Origin of the sequence: Dyadobacter bucti (assembly GCF_005869225.1) — a bacterium.
GTDB lineage: Bacteria > Bacteroidota > Bacteroidia > Cytophagales > Spirosomataceae > Dyadobacter > Dyadobacter bucti.
The window spans coordinates 292,284-308,672 of sequence record NZ_SWFP01000006.1 but is presented as its reverse complement, the minus strand read 5'-3'; the positions used below and the strand labels follow the sequence as shown (position 1 = coordinate 308,672).

Genomic DNA, 16,389 nt, shown 5'->3' with positions numbered 1-16,389 from the left:
TTTGGACCTTTTTCTAGGACTAATTACAAAACTTTGTCTTAAATCGAACCATAAAAATATATCTTCTGTTTCTTTGGAGTGATACTTTTTTTTGCAAAATTTGCAGCCTCTTAGACGCATTAGCAAGTCAATGAACAACAACGGCATACATACTGTTCTTCATACTACGCCTTTCCGATTTAGGTCCCCGCGGACCGCATAATTATATTTTACCTACGTGGTAAAACTCTTATACCCCCAATTTTTCTACAATTACCAAAACGTCCCATCGTTTTTTTCTGGGTATATTAATTATTGTTTCGAACATTTTTGTCAGCATAGCCATCAATGAAAAATACCGAAGTAGTGGGCAGTAAGTTTATCATTCAGACTGCCAATGAAAATCATTTCCATTTTGCCGAAACGATCTGCGCGGAAATGGAAGAGAGCGCGAAAAAGCGTGGTACTGGTATAGCCAAACGTTCTCCCGTATATATAATGGAAAAAATGTTGGAAGGCAAAGCAATCATTGCGACCACCAACACCGGCGAATGGGTAGGTTTTTGTTACATAGAAACATGGGAACATGGAAAATTTGTAGCTAATTCCGGCCTCATCGTACATCCGGATTTTCGTAACAGCGGAATGGCGAAGGCTATCAAACAGAACGCATTTGAGCTATCCCGGAAAAAATATCCCGATGCCAAGATCATTGGTATTACCACCAGCCTGCCGGTTATGAAAATAAACTCGGATCTGGGTTATGAACCGGTAACGTTCAGCGAGCTTCCGGCAGATGATGCATTCTGGAAAGGATGTGCCAGCTGCGTGAACTACGATGTATTGACCCGGACTGGCAGAAAACATTGCCTTTGCACAGGCATGATGTATAATCCGGACGATAAGAAGAAAACGGAAGTTGAAAAGAACTCCTGGGATTTTCTGAAAGAATGGAGCTTGTACGAGCGTTGGATGCGCATTAAACAACGCATTTTGTTGCGTAGGGAAGAACGCGCTAAAAAGAAAAACGCCGGGGCCGTGCTTGTACACTAACGTACCGCATTCATTTACAGATTTTATATATCTTTTAAATACCTCGCCCGGCAGCCTTTATAAGCCCGAAGCGAGGTATTTTTTGTTACTTTGTAATCAAGTTTTCCGCATTATTTAAGAATCATACAGCAATAGAATGTCACAGCCCAAAGTAGTATTAGCGTTCAGTGGAGGATTAGATACCTCTTTTTGTGTAAAATATTTAGCCGAGGACAAAGGTTACGAGGTTCACTCGGTTCTGGTAGATACCGGCGGTTTTTCTGACGAGGAACTTAAAACTATTGAAACCAATGCTTATGCTTTGGGTGTAAAAAAACACGCGACCATCTCTAAAACAAAAGATTACTATAACGATTGTATCAAATATCTGATCTTCGGTAACATACTTAAAAACAATACGTACCCTCTTTCTGTCAGTGCTGAGCGTGTTTTTCAGGCAGTTGCCGTAGCTGAATATGCGAAGGAAATCGGAGCCAGCGCCATTGCGCACGGGAGTACAGGGGCAGGTAACGACCAGGTTCGGTTTGATATGGCATTCCGTATTATTATTCCGGAAGCTGAAATCATTACCCCGATCCGTGACCTGAAACTTTCCCGCGAAGCAGAGATCGAATATCTGACTAAAAAAGGTGTCGGTCGCGAGTGGGCGAAGGCTGCATACAGCATCAACAAAGGACTTTGGGGAACATCCGTCGGCGGAAAAGAAACGCTTACTTCCGAGAAATATCTACCGGAATCCGCCTGGCCGACACAAATCTCAAAGACCGAGCCGGAAACCATTACACTTGAATTCGAAAAAGGTGAGCTAAAAGGTGTTGCAGGAGAAACTTTCGAAAACCCCGTTCAGGCTATTCAAAAATTGGCAGCAATTGCCCAACCTTTCGGAATAGGAAGGGATATTCACGTTGGTGACACCATTATCGGGATCAAAGGGCGTGTAGGGTTTGAAGCCGCTGCGCCGTTAATTATCATCAAAGCACATCATTTGCTGGAAAAACATGTGCTGAGCGAACAGCAGCTTTACTGGAAAGAGCAGCTTTCCAACTGGTACGGCAGTCTTTTGCACAAAGGACAGTTTGTAGAACCTGTGATGCGTAACATTGAAACTTTCCTCGCCGACACGCAAAAGCATGTGACTGGTAAGGTCCATGTTTACCTTGCTCCATACCGTTTTCATGTGGAAGGAATTGAATCTCCTTACGATCTGATGTCTTCAGTATTTGGCAGCTATGGCGAAATGAACAATGCCTGGACCGGAGATGACGTTCGTGGATTTTCGAAGGTTGCGTCCAATCAGGTAATGATTTATCAGAAAGTGAGTGAGCTGAATGACCAGGACAAATGAATAAGATAAATATTGGAATAATAGGTGCAGCTGGCTACACAGGAGGCGAATTACTGAGAATTCTCATTAACCACCCCAACGCCAGCATAGCTTTTGCACATAGTAAAAGTCAGGCCGGAAAACCTGTATATACAACGCATACAGATCTTCTGGGTGACACCGATTTGGTTTTTTCGGGGGATGATATCCAAGAATTATTGAACCAGGAGGGGCTTAATGTCATTTTTCTTTGTTCCGGACACGGAGAGTCGCAAAAGTTTCTGACTGAATATACTTTACCTGCCGAACTTAAAATCATTGACCTGAGTACCGATTTCCGTGACGAATCGAATGGTTTTGTTTACGGTTTGCCGGAGTTGCAAAAAGAAAAGATCAGTACGGCGACGAAAATTGCGAATCCGGGATGTTTTGCGACAAGCATAGAGCTGGCAATTTTACCTTTGGCAAATGCGGGTATTATAAAAAATGACATCCACGTCAGTGCGGTTACGGGCAGTACAGGCGCAGGCCAGTCACTCAGCGCGACTACGCATTTTACGTGGAGAAACAATAATATGTCGATTTACAAAGCTTTCACGCACCAGCATTTGACCGAGATCAAAATGAGCCTTGGAAAATTACAGGATGGTTTTGACAAAGCTGTGAATTTTATCCCGTATCGCGGTGACTATACCCGTGGCATCATGGCCAATGTATATACTGAATATGAAGGGTCATTGGAAGAGGCAAAAGCTCTATACAAAAGCTTTTACGAATCTCATCCGTTCACCCATGTCAGCGATGCTCCTATTGATCTGAAACAGGTTGTGAATACCAATAAGTGCATCATCCATCTGGAAAAGCACGACGATCAGTTGTTGATTACCAGTGCAATCGATAATCTGACAAAAGGCGCATCCGGCCAGGCAACCCAGAACATGAACCTGATTTTCGGGCTACCCGAAGACGCAGGCCTACGATTAAAAGCGCCGGCTTTCTGACCTATTTTTTATTTTTATATACCGCCAGCCCTATTAACGTTCCATCGATGAGTGATTTAGTTTTGACATATAACCAGCTTAGCAAAACAGGACGAAGGCGGTTGCTGCCTTTTGCGGATATGCTCCTTTTACAACAAAAGACTAGAAAAAATGGAGCGAATCTGGCAGGTTGGAAAGAATACATCAAAAACGTCTCAACGTGGACCAATGATGATATCGTTTAAAACCATTAATCAAAACCATTTTCAAAGAATCGAAACTTTGGAACTTGTCTGATACTAATTCTAAGAATATTATGTCACATCTTTTTGACGTTTACCCGATTTACGATATAGAGCCTGTGAAGGCACAGGGAAGTTACCTCTGGGATCAAAATGGTACTAAATATCTGGATCTTTACGGCGGGCATGCCGTGATTTCCGTCGGTCACTGCCATCCCTATTATGTGGATATGCTCACCAGGCAACTCAATGCGATCAGCTTCTATTCTAACTCTGTAAAAATATCCCTGCAGGAAGAACTCGCCGAGAAGCTGGGAGCACTTTCGGGTTACCCTGATTACAAACTATTCCTTTGCAATTCCGGGGCAGAAGCCAATGAAAATGCATTGAAACTCGCCTCTTTTCATAACGGACGTACCAAGGTTATTTCGTTTACAAAATCATTTCACGGACGTACAGCGGGCGCAGTTGCTGCCACAGATAATGCGTCCATTGTAGCTCCGGTAAACTATAACAAGCACGTTACCTTCCTTCCGTTCAACAACTTGGAGGCTGCGGAAGAAGGCATTACCGATGAAGTTTGCGCCGTGATTGTCGAGGGAATTCAGGGAGTGGGCGGAATCAATGTCTGTACCGACGAATTTTTGCAGACACTTCGCAAAAAATGTGACGAAACGGGCGCTGTTCTGATCCTGGACAGCGTACAGTGTGGATACGGACGTACCGGTAAATTCTTCTCGCACCAGTTTAGCGGCATCGATCCTGATATCATTTCGATGGCCAAAGGAATGGGTAACGGTTTTCCGATCGGAGGAATTTTGATATCCCCCAAATTCAAAGCAAGTTACGGTTTGCTGGGAACCACTTTCGGCGGCAATCACCTTGCCTGCGCTGCCGGTGTGGCAGTTCTGGATATTATGAAGAACGAAAACCTGATTGAAAACGCAGCCAACATCGGAGATTATCTTTTGAAAGGGATTGAAGAAATAGGCGGTTATAAAGAACTGAGAGGACGTGGGCTGATGATCGGGATCGAATATGATTTCCCGGTGAAAGATTTACGTAACAAGATTTTGTTCGAGCATAAGATGTTCACAGGTGTGGCTGGTGCCAACACAATCCGGTTGCTGCCTTCCCTGGCACTCGGGAAAGACGAGGCCGACCAGTTTTTAACAATATTGAAAAAAGAAGTAACCGTTTCCGCATAGCCAATCATTTAATATATATTGAAATAAGAAGTGACAGCGACCATCGGGATTCCTGCACGAAAACCATAACTGATGAAAAACTTTCTTTCTATAAACGACGTAACGGATCTTAATCATCTCATTACCAACGGTATCATTTCAAAACGAAATCCGTTTGCGGATCATGAACTTGGCAAGAACAAGACGATCGGTCTGCTCTTTTTCAATTCAAGTCTGAGAACGCGGCTGAGTACACAGAAAGCTGCGCAAAACCTTGGCCTGAATGTGATCATGATGAATGTGGGGCAAGATGGCTGGGGTCTGGAAATGGAAGAAGGTGTGATCATGAATGGCGACAAAGCTGAACACGTAAAGGAAGCTGCTGCTGTGATCGGACGTTATTGCGACATCATAGGTATCCGCTCTTTCGCGGGACTTCAGGATCGTGAGAAGGATTATTCGGAAATTGTTTTCCAGCAGTTTAAGAAATATTCGGAGGTACCGATTGTAAACCTTGAATCTGCAACAAGGCACCCCCTACAATCCCTGGCTGATTGTATTACAATTGAGGAATTTAAAGTAAAACAAAGACCAAAAGTTGTCCTGACCTGGCTTCCGCATTTCAAGGCTTTGCCCCAGGCAGTGGCTAATTCTTTTTGCGAATGGATGAATCCTATGGATGTAGAATTGGTGATTACGCATCCCGAAGGCTACGACTTGCCACCGGAATTTGTAGGAAAAGGACAAGTAATTTATGATCAGGATAAAGCGCTGGAAGGCGCAGATTTTGTATACGGAAAAAACTGGTCATCGTATCAAAATTATGGTCAGGTACTCACTAGCGACCCTTCCTGGATGATCACCGAGGCAAAAATGGCCCTGACCGATAATGGTAAATTCATGCACTGCCTGCCTTTGCGCCGCAACATGAAAGTAGCGGATGAAGTGCTGGACGGCCCGAGGTCCCTGGTAATTGAGCAAGCTGCAAACCGGGAATGGTCCGCACAGGCTGTACTGAGAGAAATTCTCATAAGCATGTAGCTTTGCCATGGGTTGCGAACTTTTAAAGCTTCCCGGAGAGTTATAAATGAATATCAGATTTTCGGAATTATAAAAATACCGCTTGCAATGAGTACTGAAACACTGGCGCAGCCAATTTTATCAACAGAAAAATCCATCCATAAAACCGGCGTTTTGATTGTAAATCTGGGTACTCCTGACAGTCCGTCGGTACCGGATGTACGGAAATATCTCAGGCAGTTTTTAATGGATGAAAGAGTTATCGACATTCCGTTTCTGAATCGCTGGCTGCTTATCAATCTGATTATCGCTCCCTTCAGGGCTCCAAAATCTGCAAAAATATATCAGCAGCTATGGCTGCCTGAAGGTTCTCCACTGAAGATCTACGGGTTCTCGGTACAGGAAAAATTGCAGAACGTTCTGGGTGAAAAATATGTGGTTGAGCTAGCCATGCGCTACCAAAGCCCAAGTATCGAAAGTGCATTGAAAAAACTTCGGCAGGAATGTCTCTCCGAAATCATTGTTATTCCTTTCTTTCCACAATATGCTTCCGCTTCAACGGGATCTGTATATAAGGAAGTAATGCGGGTTGTGAAAGATTGGGAAGTACTGCCTGAAATCCGGTTTGTCAACCGTTTTCTGGACCATCCGAAATTTGTCGAAGGTTTTGTCAATCTTGGCAAAAAGTACATGGCCGAAAGGGAATATGACCATTTCGTATTCAGTTACCATGGTTTGCCGGAAAGGCAGATCACAAAAGGGGATGTTACCGGTAGTTTCTGCCAGTTTGGAAGCTGCTGCGATACGCTCGATCATAGGAACCAACATTGCTATCGTGCCCAGTGTTTCGAGACAACACGGTTGTTTGTAAAAGGAATGGGAATCCCGGAAGGGAAATATACCACGTGCTTTCAGTCCCGCCTGGGAAAAAGCCCTTGGATCAAACCCTATACTGACGAGGTAATCCCGGAACTGACCAAAAAAGGCGTTAAAAACGTTCTGGCTTTCTCCCCTGCTTTTGTAGCGGACTGCCTCGAAACGACAATCGAAGTTGGTGAAGAGTATAAAGAGATTTTCGAAAAAGAAGGAGGTATTCACTGGCAGCTTGTAGAAAGCCTCAATGACAGCGATATCTGGATAGAAACGCTTGAAGATATCGTCAAAAGTTCTCACGCATAAAATAAAAAGAGCGCATTGTATTAAATAACAATGCGCTCTTTCTGATATAGTTCTGCAAGAATCTCGACTGCGTAATCTACTTCTTGTTCAGTATTGTATTTGCCAAATGAAAACCGGACGTTCGCTCTGTCAGGGTCTATTTTCAACTCATTCAATACATGAGAGCCTATTTCTGTTCCGCTTGAACAGGCACTTCCACCCGAAACCGCTATCCCGGCTATATCCATATTAAACAGCAGCATATCACTGATGTCCGATGGCGGGAGGCTAACGCTCAAAACGGTATAAAGGCTTTTATCCAGTTGACCTGAATTTCCGTTGAACTTTACACCTTCAATGCTCGCCAGCAGCTTTTCTGTCATCCGGACCTTTAATCCTTCAATATGCCGGCGATGGATATCCATATCACGATAAGCAATTTCAAGTGCTTTGGCCAAACCTACAATACCGTAAATATTTTCAGTTCCGCCACGCATGTTGCGCTCCTGAGCGCCTCCATGAACAAACGGATTGATTTTTAATCCGGGCCGCACATACAGAAACCCTACTCCCTTCGGGCCGTGGAACTTGTGAGCAGCGCCCACAATGAATTGAGTTTTCAACTGTTGCAGGTCGTGTCGGTAATGCCCCATAGTCTGAACAGTGTCACAATGAAAAACAGCATTATACTGTTCACATAAGTCCCCTGCAACCTGTAAATCAAGCAGATTCCCTACTTCATTGTTACCATGCATCAGGGATACAAGCGAACGCGGATTCGCGTTCAATAGTGATTCCAGATGCCCCAGATCGATTTCACCCTGATCATTGATATCGACAAAGCTCAGCTGGATCTGGCCCGTCTTTTCCAGATGTTCGAGTGTGTGCAGCACCGCATGATGCTCTATTCTCGACGTAATCGCATGCTTTAATCCGAGAGTTTCAATGCTCGAACGTATTGCAGTATTATCCGCTTCTGTTCCTCCCGAAGTAAAGAATATTTCCGCGGGAGCAGCATTCAGAATTCCGGCAATACTTTTACGTGCTCTTTCAATAGCGGAACGTACAGCGCGGCCATAGGAATGAATGGATGAAGGATTGCCATATTGCTCCGTCATGAGCGGCAGCATCACTTCCAGTACCTCAGGATCCAGGCGGGTAGTAGCCGCATTATCCAAATACGCTTTCATTTCAATACATTAAATGTGAGGAATGTAAACCAATTACAGGGTTACCTCTTATAAACAAGAAATTGCCAGTTTTGTTCGTCGATACTTCCGTGAAAGCAAAGACCCCAAACTGGCAATCCGGCAAATATTATTATTTCTTTGGCTCAGAAATAATCTCTTTTATGTCAGAAATTATCTTGTTGGCCAGATTGGTCGCTGTGGTCTGTGTTTCTGACTCTGAATATATTCTGATGATCGGCTCGGTATTTGATTTTCTCAAATGGACCCACTCCCGGTCAAATTCAATCCTGACGCCATCGATCGTATTTAATGGCTGCTTTGAATACCTGGCCTGTATGCGGCTCAATATATTGTCTACATTGATATCCGGAGTAAGCTCAATCTTGTTTTTTGAAATATAATAACTTGGATATGCTCTGCGCAAAACGGATACAGTTTTACCAAACTTCGCCAGATGCGTAAGAAAAAGCGCAATTCCTACCAGCGCATCCCGACCATAATGGCTTTCCGGATAAATAACACCACCGTTTCCTTCGCCGCCGATAATTGCATTTTGCTCTTTCATCATCGTAACGACATTCACCTCTCCAACTGCCGAAGCGAAATATTTACCGCCAGTCTTGACAGTAATATCACGGAGCGCAGCGGTCGATGACAAGTTTGAAACTGTGTTGCCGGGAGTGTTTTTCAATACAAAATCCGCTACTGCAACCAGAGTATATTCCTCTCCGAAAGGTGTTCCGTCCTCGCACATCAATGCCAGCCGGTCTACATCGGGATCCACTACAATACCGAGGTTAAAAGCACCGTCTTTCAGCTCTTTGCTGATCTCCCGTAAATGTTCAGGAAGTGGTTCAGGATTATGGGCAAAGTTTCCGGTAGGGTCGCAGTTTAGTTTTTTGATGTTCTTCGTTGCTACACCCAATGCTTCAAGCAGCATTGGAACAACGATGCCTCCGGTAGAGTTTACTGCATCTACAACAATCCTGAAATTGGCATTTTTGATCGCATCGACATCAACCAACGGCAAGGCAAGTACTTGCTCAATATGTTTCTGCAGATAAGTGTCGTCAGAAGTATAGCTTCCGATTTTCTTAACGTCCACAAACACGAAATCTTCCTGATCAGCAATCCTCAGAACCTCAGCCCCGTCTTCCTCTGAAATGAACTCGCCTTCGTGATTCAGTAATTTAAGTGCGTTCCACTGAATGGGATTATGGCTGGCTGTTAAAATAATACCACCAGCAGCTTTCTCAGAGATTACCGCGATTTCAACTGTTGGCGTTGTAGAAAGACCTAAATCCGTCACATGAAGCCCTACTCCCTGCAAAGTTCCGGCCACCAGTCGGCTAACCATTTCTCCTGACAGGCGGGCATCTCTGCCAATTATTACCTTTAAATTCTGTGGATTACTACGCCTCAGCCATGTTCCGTATGCCGCCGCAAATTTTACAACATCAACCGGAGTTAGCGCCTCACCCGATTTTCCACCCACAATACCTCTGATTCCCGAGATAGATTTGATTAACGTCACGATCTAGAATTCCTCTGTTTGTTTGGTTGCAAAAATACTAAATTTCCCTCTCTCCAGCCGGATTTTTCTTCAGACAAACCAACATTTGACATCATACATATTGTAATTATTGCACCGAAGTGATGTCAAGACGGGTAATCAGGGAAGAATTGGTAAAGCCAAGAAACGAACCCGTAACAGGTGCCAGCTGGTCAAAATCCGCAGAAGCACCCATGCTAATATGCCTGTTCTCCACCACTTTACCCTCCGTGGGATCGAATCCTCTCCATCCTGCGCCGGGGAGATAAACTTCTGCCCAGGCATGTAATTCATGGGCCTGCATCGGATTTCCATAAAGGTAGCCGCTCACAAATCTTGCAGCAATTCCAACGCTCCTGCAGGCTGCCATGTAAAGCCGTGTAAATTCCCGGCAGGAGCCCATTTTATCCCGTAATGTATCGTCAGGAGGATATGCCGTACCATATATCCTGTTTTGGTAAATAAAGTTGTTGGCGATCCGCTGACTCAGTTCTACAAGAAACGGAGTAGTTTCCCAGTGAACCTGCTCCGCTATATTTCGCGCAAACTGCTCCACCGCAACCGTCACGTCCGATTTATCCAGATAAGGGATCAGGTACTTAAATATCCGGTTCTCGTACAAAAATGGGATCTTTGAGGATTCGAACGGAAACAGGACAAAATCGAAAACATTGACCGGTTCTGATCTGATAGTAATGACCGCTTCAACGAACAACCTGCTTACAGGCTGTCTGAAAAAATAAGCAACGTGCTGCACATTACTTTCGGCATCAATATTCTTGACAATCTTGGACGGCAGCGGATCCACCAGAAGCGTATAGTCCAGCAGCCGCTGGTGGGGATAAAATCTTGGATATAAATATAAAATATGATTTTCCAGCACCACCGGAAAATTGTACTGATATTCCAGTGAATGCCTTACTTTCAGATTCATGAAGTTTCTTCAATTTTGTTAAAAACCGGATCCATCCACTCCATTGGAAGTTTTTGAACCGAATTACTTAAAAGTGCACTCCACTGTTTGCCTACATAATCCAGATCATCCTTTTCAAACCGGTGCTCAATGATTTGAAATGAGTCTTTTTCATACATAATCACATCAATAGGATAATCGACATCATTGGAGCTGACCCTCGTCGAATCAAAAGACAGAAAACCGATTTTCAGCGCATCCTGCATCGACGAATCGAATCTGAGGCTCCGGTAAAGCAGCGGTTTGCCATATCCTGAATTTCCGATAATGATGAAAGGCGACCCGTCCCCCACTTCCACCCAATTGCCCTCAGGATACAATAAAAAAAGCTTGTGCTCGGTATCATTTTCAAGCTGACCGCCGACAATAGCAAACAGATTGAAGGATAAGCCGGCCGCATTTAACGATTGCCTGTCTTCTTCCGCAACCCGTCTGACTTGTTCTCCCAAAGCATTCACTGCTTTATACAGCTTATTAAAAGAGGCATCCCTTTCTTCCAGCACTTCTTTAAAATAAGTAATCGCTTTATCACGCACCGACCTCAACCCTGATGTCATGACGAAAATCGAATGCTTTTTGGATTGGTAAACGGAAACCTTTTTATTGGTTGATACTTCTGTTCCGGAGGTAAGACGGGTATCGGCAATGGCCACAAGGCCGCTTGCTACTTTTATCCCTAGGCAATATGTCATATTTGTGCGGCGCTGTATTATTTTATAGTCCGCTAATTTATAAAAAGTTTGCTCAGTTCATCCACTGACTTTTGAACTGCCCGCTGGTTTGTACCATCGACTGGCTTTGCGACTGTCCTGTTTCAAGGCCAAAATACATGTCGAAAATAGCATTATCGACCTCATTGTTTTTGGTCTGAAACTTATCAAGATATTCGTGCAGGCCCATTTTGAATACATCTTCCACATCTGTAAACTCCAGTTCGGCGCGTATCTTGCTCAGCGCGCGCTCAGCGGGGTTGTTGTATCCGCGTTCAGGTATCGTTCCGGCAATAGCATACAACGAAAGCTCCGCCTGACGGACACAATATGCGATCGATCTCGGGAATAGTTTATCCAGGATCAGAAATGCGACAATGTTCATAGGTGTAAGCGCCCGGTGCGTTTGACGGTACATATTATATGCACTCACCGATTTCAGAACGGCCGTCCACAGCATCAGGTCGAGCGTGGAACCCGACGTCCCCGAATCCTGCAAAAGCGTAAAATATTTGACATCCAGAAAACGCGAGCATTTATCTGCCCGCTCGATATGGCGGCCCAGCCTGCCGAAATGCCAGGCTTCATTTCGCGTGATCGAAGCGTCCACAACCCCATGAAAAAGCTGGCAGCTTTTACGGATATCTGTAAAATACGACTGCATGTGGTCCATATTCCTGAAATTGTCAGGAGAAGTCCCACGGATCGACAGATAAAAGGTATTGATACTCTCCCACATCTCCTTCGAGATCGTTTCACGGATCGTGCGGGCATTTTCCCTTGCTTCGTAAAGACAGCTGATAATAGAATTCGGATTGCGTTTATCAAAGGTCATGAAATGGATCACATCTTCCTTTGTTGGCTTCTCGTAATATTTGTAAAACAAAAAATGATCCGCAGTTGCAATCAGAAGTGGCTCCCATTGCTCATCCACGTCAGGCGGAAGATCCAATGCCAGATTAAAATTAACTCCTACGAAACGGGCATAATTCTCCACCCGCTCCATGTAACGATTCATCCAGTAAATTGAATTTGCAACTCTGCTCAGCATAAAGGGTAAGTATTGTCTATGAAATGATTTTTCAGAATAATAATTAAGCGAATATACCAAAATACCTAATATAATTTTGCAATTAGAATAATATACGAAAAGTAATATAATATCACCAAAGATTCTTATTTGGAAAATTAGAGGCACCTCCCTTGGATTTCTGCCAAAACATATAAATTTGGTAAATTAACATTTCACAAACCATAACCTGTATTTCTGTGTCAAAAAAAGATCAATTCGTTGCGGCTATCCAGAAATCATATCATACCGACAAACCTGTCATTCATTTGGGCTCCGGCATACTAGACGGTGAAATCATAAGCGACGCGAAAGTGAACCTGCCTTTGCGGATGATGAACCGCCACGGTCTGGTAGCCGGGGCAACCGGTTCAGGAAAGACGCGGACTTTACAGGTCTTGGCAGAGCAATTATCCGCCGCGGGAGTACCAGTTTTTATGTCGGATATCAAGGGAGATCTTTCCGGAATAGCCCAGCCGGGAAAAACCAATGCCGTGCTCGAAGAACGATCTCAGATACTCGGTACCGTTTTCGAACCCAAAGGTTTTCCGGTGGAACTCTATTCGCTGAGCGGACAAAAGGGTGCGCAGATGCGGGCGACCATTCTGGAATTCGGCCCGATACTGCTCTCCAAAATATTTGAATTAAATGATACCCAGGCAGGCGTGCTGGCAATCCTGTTCAAGTATGCGGACGATAAAGAGCTGCCGATGGTGGATCTGAACGACTTGAAAAAAGTGCTCAATTACCTGTCGGAAGGTCCCGGTGCGGCAGAAATCAAAGCCGATTACGGCAGCATTTCCACTTCAACCGCAGGCACCATATTACGCAAGATCGTCGCACTGGAACAGCAGGGTGTTGGGTCCATCTTTGGCGAAAAATCCTTTGATATCACTGATCTCATCAGCCGTGTCGACGGCCAGGGTGTCATCAGTTTGCTCAATATTTCTGATGTGCAAGACAAACCAGCTTTGTTTTCCACATTCATGCTCAGTCTTCTGGCCGAGCTCTACCAGAAATTACCGGAGGCTGGCGACCTGGATAAACCCAAACTGGTATTTTTCCTCGATGAAGCGCATTTGTTGTTCAAAGATGCCCCGAAAGCTTTCCTCGACCAGATCGAGCAGGTAGTACGGCTGATCAGATCCAAAGGTGTGGGCATTTTCTTTTGTACACAAATGGCACAGGATGTCCCCGTTTCTGTTCTATCCCAACTTGGAAACAGGGTGCAGCACGTGCTCCGCGCCTTTACCCCTCAGGATGCAGATGCCCTGAAACAAACCGTCAAAACCTATCCGCGATCGGATTTCTACGCGATCGACCAGGTACTGACGACACTGGGGATCGGGCAGGCATTAATTACCGTCCTGAATGAAAAAGGTATTCCTACCGAGGTCGCTGCAACGCATTTATTGCCTCCGACATCTATTATGGGGCCCATGGTACAGGCCGATTATGACAACCATGTTCAGCAATCGGATCTTTATATGAAATACAAAGACCCGATAGACCCGGAAAGTGCGTACGAAATCCTCACAAAACGAATGGAAGAAAGTGCACGCGCAGAAACGGCGGCAAAGCAGGAAGTAGAGGAAATGAAAAAGGCAAAAGAGGAAGGAGGTATGATCTCAGACGTACTTTCATCACCGCTCGCGAAACAAATTGGCCGGGAGGTCGTCAGAGGTGTTTTCGGAATGTTATTTGGCAGGACCACCACCCGCAGCCGGAAGAAGACCGGTGGTTTGTTTGGGTTTTGAAAACATCCCTTGCGTCAAACATTTGCAATGTTACCCTGAGGGCCAATTAGCGGTGCAATTGGTTCTCAGAGGGACAAGACGATATCAGTTAGTAAGTTTCACAACTATTTTCTGTGCAGGACCCGATACCTCAAATGCGCAGTCAGAAAATGACGGTGGTGAAAATTTAGGCCGGAAATCATTGCTGAAGCCATAAGGCTCTTTGGGAATCCCAAAGAAATTTTTGTCCAAAACACTATTCCCATTCAGATCGTGAAAAACTGCTAGCGCATACTTCCCAGGTATCAAATTAAAATTCACAGTTTGGTTAGCGGCCATTTTCACTTCAACAATCTTATAGATTCCAGGCTGAACGTTTTCACCAAACTTTTCATCAGGTTTAAATATAGCAATCCACAGTTTGCCCTTGGCTTTTTTCACATTTGTGATCTCAACCGCAAAAGGCACATCCGGGACTGACGGAAGAAAGGGCAGGAAATAAAGAAATATCAGCAGTAAAATATTCATAGTAATTATTTATCAGGGTTTTCTGTTGTCCAGCCAATTACGCACCGCTGCTGGGTCAGTTTTTCAAGATTTGCCTGCACATCCAGCCTTGTTTTTGCATTATCAAATGCATCCCGGTAGTTTTCTTTCAACTCCCTTCGTTTGATTGCTTCCAGAAAACGCCTTGCATCTTCCTCGTTTTCAAGCAGCAAACGTGGCACCATTGTCGGCCGGTCATCCTCGCCTTTGGCGACCATCGTAACATAAGAAGTGTTGGTATGCCGCTGGATACCATTTTTTACATTTTCTGCGATCACCCTGATTCCGATTACCAGCGAGGTTTTTCCGACATAGTTGACAGAAGCATGCAACGAAACCAGATCCCCAACCTCCACAGGTTCCAGAAAATCGACGCCGTCTACTGATACTGTAACGCAATAGGTACCGGCGTGCCTCGCCGCACATGCGTATGCTACTTTATCAATCAGTGAAAGCAGAATTCCTCCATGAATTTTCCCGCCGAAATTGGCATAGGAAGGGATCATGAGTTCTGTCAGTGTGGTTTGTGAAAAACGGACGGAGCGCGATTCATCATTCATCAATATTTCAGATCATTTACATTAATTAATTCAAAAACACCGTTTTCCCGGATTTTGCGGATTCTCTGGCCGATTCCAGAATTTCAACCACGGTAACATTGATAGGCAATCCGTATAAATCATTTTTGTCCAGTTTCAATCTTCCCTGAACTACATCCGCCAGCACCGAAAACGGATCGGTGTAAGGAGCAGGCCGAGGGTCCAGCTTGATCGTTTCTTCCGGCGATTTTTCCGCAAGCCGCTGCCTGACTGTCGTCGCATTTACGGCAACTGCATAACCTTTGTTACCAAAAACTTCCATGTCTTTTCTACCAAAAGACCAGTTCCAGGACGCCTGGATGATACATTGAGCTTTGGGATATTGCAGGATGATCGAGGCCTCATCATCCACTTTCTGGTAAATTTCCGGCTTATTCTGGTGCGTTACAGCTGTTACGGAAAGCGGGCGTTCCCCTTTCAACAACCAGGTCATGAGATTCGCCCCGTAACAACCGAAATCGACCAAGGCGCCAGCACCATTCTTAACCGGATCCGTGAGAATCGCAAAAAATTCCTTACTTACCCCGATCTCTTTAGGCCCCTGATGCCCATCGTTAACCATCACTTTCCTGATATCGCCCAGTTTGCCCTGCTGAACAAGGTCATTTACATATTGATTGCTCGCATACCACGACGTTTCATAATTGGTCAGTACCTGGATCGAATTCTGCTCTGCGAGTTTCTGAATCTCCTTTGCATCCGCAAAAGTGGTAGCCAGCGGCTTTTCAACCATGACATGGATCTTTCGGGGCGCGCAGGCCTTTACGATTGTAATATGCTCGTTGATCGCTCCAAAGGCAGAAACAGCTTCCGGCTTCACCTCGTCAAGCATTTTATTGAGATCCGAGAAAAAAATCTTCTTGTCGAGCTTGTACTTACTGGCAAAAAGATTGACGAGATCCGGATTCGTCTCGTATATCCCTACCAGTTCAATGTCTTTTTTATCAGCCCTGTTAAAAATCCAGCCTACATGCCCATGGCTAAGGCCAGCAACTGCAACACGAACGGGCGATTGGGCCAAAGCCTCAATACCCAAAAAACCAACAAGCAGGAACAATAGTGTTTTCATAG

General features: G+C 44.7%; 16 protein-coding genes. 8 read left to right on the top strand and 8 right to left on the bottom strand.

Going from position 1 to position 16,389, the window contains the following annotated elements; genetic code table 11:
- The first annotated feature begins 327 nt into the window (after positions 1-327).
- From FBF61_RS21090 to hemH, 7 genes are all read left to right on the top strand, one after another.
- The gene (locus FBF61_RS21090; protein WP_138481026.1) at positions 328-1,032 is read left to right on the top strand and encodes a GNAT family N-acetyltransferase; all 705 of its coding nucleotides are present in this window, start codon (positions 328-330) and stop codon (positions 1,030-1,032) included.
- Positions 1,033-1,168: 136 nt separating this feature from the next.
- Positions 1,169-2,377 (top strand): argininosuccinate synthase, encoded by a 1,209-nt coding sequence (gene argG / locus FBF61_RS21085; RefSeq protein WP_138481023.1) that lies wholly within the window; start codon positions 1,169-1,171, stop codon positions 2,375-2,377.
- Positions 2,374-3,357, top strand: a complete 984-nt coding sequence (argC, locus tag FBF61_RS21080; protein WP_138481021.1) for an N-acetyl-gamma-glutamyl-phosphate reductase — start codon at positions 2,374-2,376, stop codon at positions 3,355-3,357. The genes argG and argC overlap by 4 nt, the downstream gene beginning before the upstream one ends.
- A gap of 47 nt (positions 3,358-3,404) precedes the next feature.
- Positions 3,405-3,581 carry a hypothetical protein gene (locus FBF61_RS34680; RefSeq protein ID WP_166444577.1) on the top strand — a complete coding sequence of 59 codons (177 nt, stop codon included), beginning with the start codon at positions 3,405-3,407 and terminating at the stop codon, positions 3,579-3,581.
- 71 nt (positions 3,582-3,652) lie between these two features.
- Positions 3,653-4,786 (top strand): aspartate aminotransferase family protein, encoded by a 1,134-nt coding sequence (locus tag FBF61_RS21075; protein WP_138481019.1) that lies wholly within the window; start codon positions 3,653-3,655, stop codon positions 4,784-4,786.
- 72 nt (positions 4,787-4,858) lie between these two features.
- Positions 4,859-5,806, top strand: coding sequence for an N-acetylornithine carbamoyltransferase (locus FBF61_RS21070; RefSeq protein WP_138481017.1), 948 nt, complete (start codon positions 4,859-4,861; stop codon positions 5,804-5,806).
- 87 nt (positions 5,807-5,893) lie between these two features.
- Positions 5,894-6,964, top strand: a complete 1,071-nt coding sequence (hemH, locus tag FBF61_RS21065) for a ferrochelatase (RefSeq protein WP_138481015.1) — start codon at positions 5,894-5,896, stop codon at positions 6,962-6,964.
- 20 nt (positions 6,965-6,984) lie between these two features.
- Here hemH and FBF61_RS21060 read toward each other — a convergent pair whose 3' ends face one another.
- From FBF61_RS21060 to FBF61_RS21040, 5 genes are all read right to left on the bottom strand, one after another.
- Entirely contained in the window at positions 6,985-8,133 is a 1,149-nt protein-coding gene (locus FBF61_RS21060) for a cysteine desulfurase family protein (protein WP_138481013.1), read from the bottom strand.
- Positions 8,134-8,263: 130 nt separating this feature from the next.
- A complete protein-coding gene (gene glmM, locus FBF61_RS21055) occupies positions 8,264-9,667 on the bottom strand; it encodes a phosphoglucosamine mutase (protein ID WP_138481011.1) in 1,404 nt (467 codons plus the stop codon).
- A 106-nt stretch (positions 9,668-9,773) separates the two neighbouring features.
- Positions 9,774-10,619: a transglutaminase family protein gene (locus tag FBF61_RS21050; protein ID WP_138481009.1), complete on the bottom strand. Its 846-nt coding sequence runs from the start codon at positions 10,617-10,619 to the stop codon at positions 9,774-9,776.
- Positions 10,616-11,350, bottom strand: a complete 735-nt coding sequence (locus FBF61_RS21045; RefSeq protein WP_138481007.1) for a proteasome-type protease — start codon at positions 11,348-11,350, stop codon at positions 10,616-10,618. The genes FBF61_RS21050 and FBF61_RS21045 overlap by 4 nt, the downstream gene beginning before the upstream one ends.
- A gap of 52 nt (positions 11,351-11,402) precedes the next feature.
- Complete coding sequence (locus FBF61_RS21040) at positions 11,403-12,419, bottom strand: alpha-E domain-containing protein (protein WP_138481005.1); 1,017 nt, start codon at positions 12,417-12,419, stop codon at positions 11,403-11,405.
- 218 nt (positions 12,420-12,637) lie between these two features.
- Here FBF61_RS21040 and FBF61_RS21035 point away from each other — a divergent pair, with 218 nt between their 5' ends.
- Positions 12,638-14,194 carry a helicase HerA-like domain-containing protein gene (locus tag FBF61_RS21035; protein ID WP_138481003.1) on the top strand — a complete coding sequence of 519 codons (1,557 nt, stop codon included), beginning with the start codon at positions 12,638-12,640 and terminating at the stop codon, positions 14,192-14,194.
- A gap of 84 nt (positions 14,195-14,278) precedes the next feature.
- On the opposite strand, the gene FBF61_RS21030 is transcribed toward FBF61_RS21035, so the two are convergent.
- From FBF61_RS21030 to FBF61_RS21020, 3 genes are read right to left on the bottom strand one after another with little or no spacing between them, the layout of a single operon-like run.
- Positions 14,279-14,701 (bottom strand): DUF2141 domain-containing protein, encoded by a 423-nt coding sequence (locus FBF61_RS21030; RefSeq protein ID WP_138481001.1) that lies wholly within the window; start codon positions 14,699-14,701, stop codon positions 14,279-14,281.
- Between the two features lie 5 nt (positions 14,702-14,706).
- Positions 14,707-15,279, bottom strand: a complete 573-nt coding sequence (locus FBF61_RS21025; protein ID WP_138480999.1) for an acyl-CoA thioesterase — start codon at positions 15,277-15,279, stop codon at positions 14,707-14,709.
- A 25-nt stretch (positions 15,280-15,304) separates the two neighbouring features.
- Entirely contained in the window at positions 15,305-16,387 is a 1,083-nt protein-coding gene (locus FBF61_RS21020; RefSeq protein ID WP_138480997.1) for a Gfo/Idh/MocA family protein, read from the bottom strand.
- Between the last annotated feature and the right edge of the window lie 2 nt (positions 16,388-16,389).

Bases quoted from the DNA above. Each gene is read 5' to 3' on its own strand.
- FBF61_RS21090 (WP_138481026.1), top strand. From the start codon at position 328: ATGAAAAATACCGAAGTAGTGGGCAGTAAGTTTATCATTCAGACTGCC.
- argG (WP_138481023.1), top strand. From the start codon at position 1,169: ATGTCACAGCCCAAAGTAGTATTAGCGTTCAGTGGAGGATTAGATACC.
- argC (WP_138481021.1), top strand. From the start codon at position 2,374: ATGAATAAGATAAATATTGGAATAATAGGTGCAGCTGGCTACACAGGA.
- FBF61_RS34680 (WP_166444577.1), top strand. From the start codon at position 3,405: ATGAGTGATTTAGTTTTGACATATAACCAGCTTAGCAAAACAGGACGA.
- FBF61_RS21075 (WP_138481019.1), top strand. From the start codon at position 3,653: ATGTCACATCTTTTTGACGTTTACCCGATTTACGATATAGAGCCTGTG.
- FBF61_RS21070 (WP_138481017.1), top strand. From the start codon at position 4,859: ATGAAAAACTTTCTTTCTATAAACGACGTAACGGATCTTAATCATCTC.
- hemH (WP_138481015.1), top strand. From the start codon at position 5,894: ATGAGTACTGAAACACTGGCGCAGCCAATTTTATCAACAGAAAAATCC.
- FBF61_RS21060 (WP_138481013.1), bottom strand. From the start codon at position 8,133: ATGAAAGCGTATTTGGATAATGCGGCTACTACCCGCCTGGATCCTGAG.
- FBF61_RS21050 (WP_138481009.1), bottom strand. From the start codon at position 10,619: ATGAATCTGAAAGTAAGGCATTCACTGGAATATCAGTACAATTTTCCG.
- FBF61_RS21045 (WP_138481007.1), bottom strand. From the start codon at position 11,350: ATGACATATTGCCTAGGGATAAAAGTAGCAAGCGGCCTTGTGGCCATT.
- FBF61_RS21040 (WP_138481005.1), bottom strand. From the start codon at position 12,419: ATGCTGAGCAGAGTTGCAAATTCAATTTACTGGATGAATCGTTACATG.
- FBF61_RS21030 (WP_138481001.1), bottom strand. From the start codon at position 14,701: ATGAATATTTTACTGCTGATATTTCTTTATTTCCTGCCCTTTCTTCCG.
- FBF61_RS21025 (WP_138480999.1), bottom strand. From the start codon at position 15,279: ATGAATGATGAATCGCGCTCCGTCCGTTTTTCACAAACCACACTGACA.
- FBF61_RS21020 (WP_138480997.1), bottom strand. From the start codon at position 16,387: ATGAAAACACTATTGTTCCTGCTTGTTGGTTTTTTGGGTATTGAGGCT.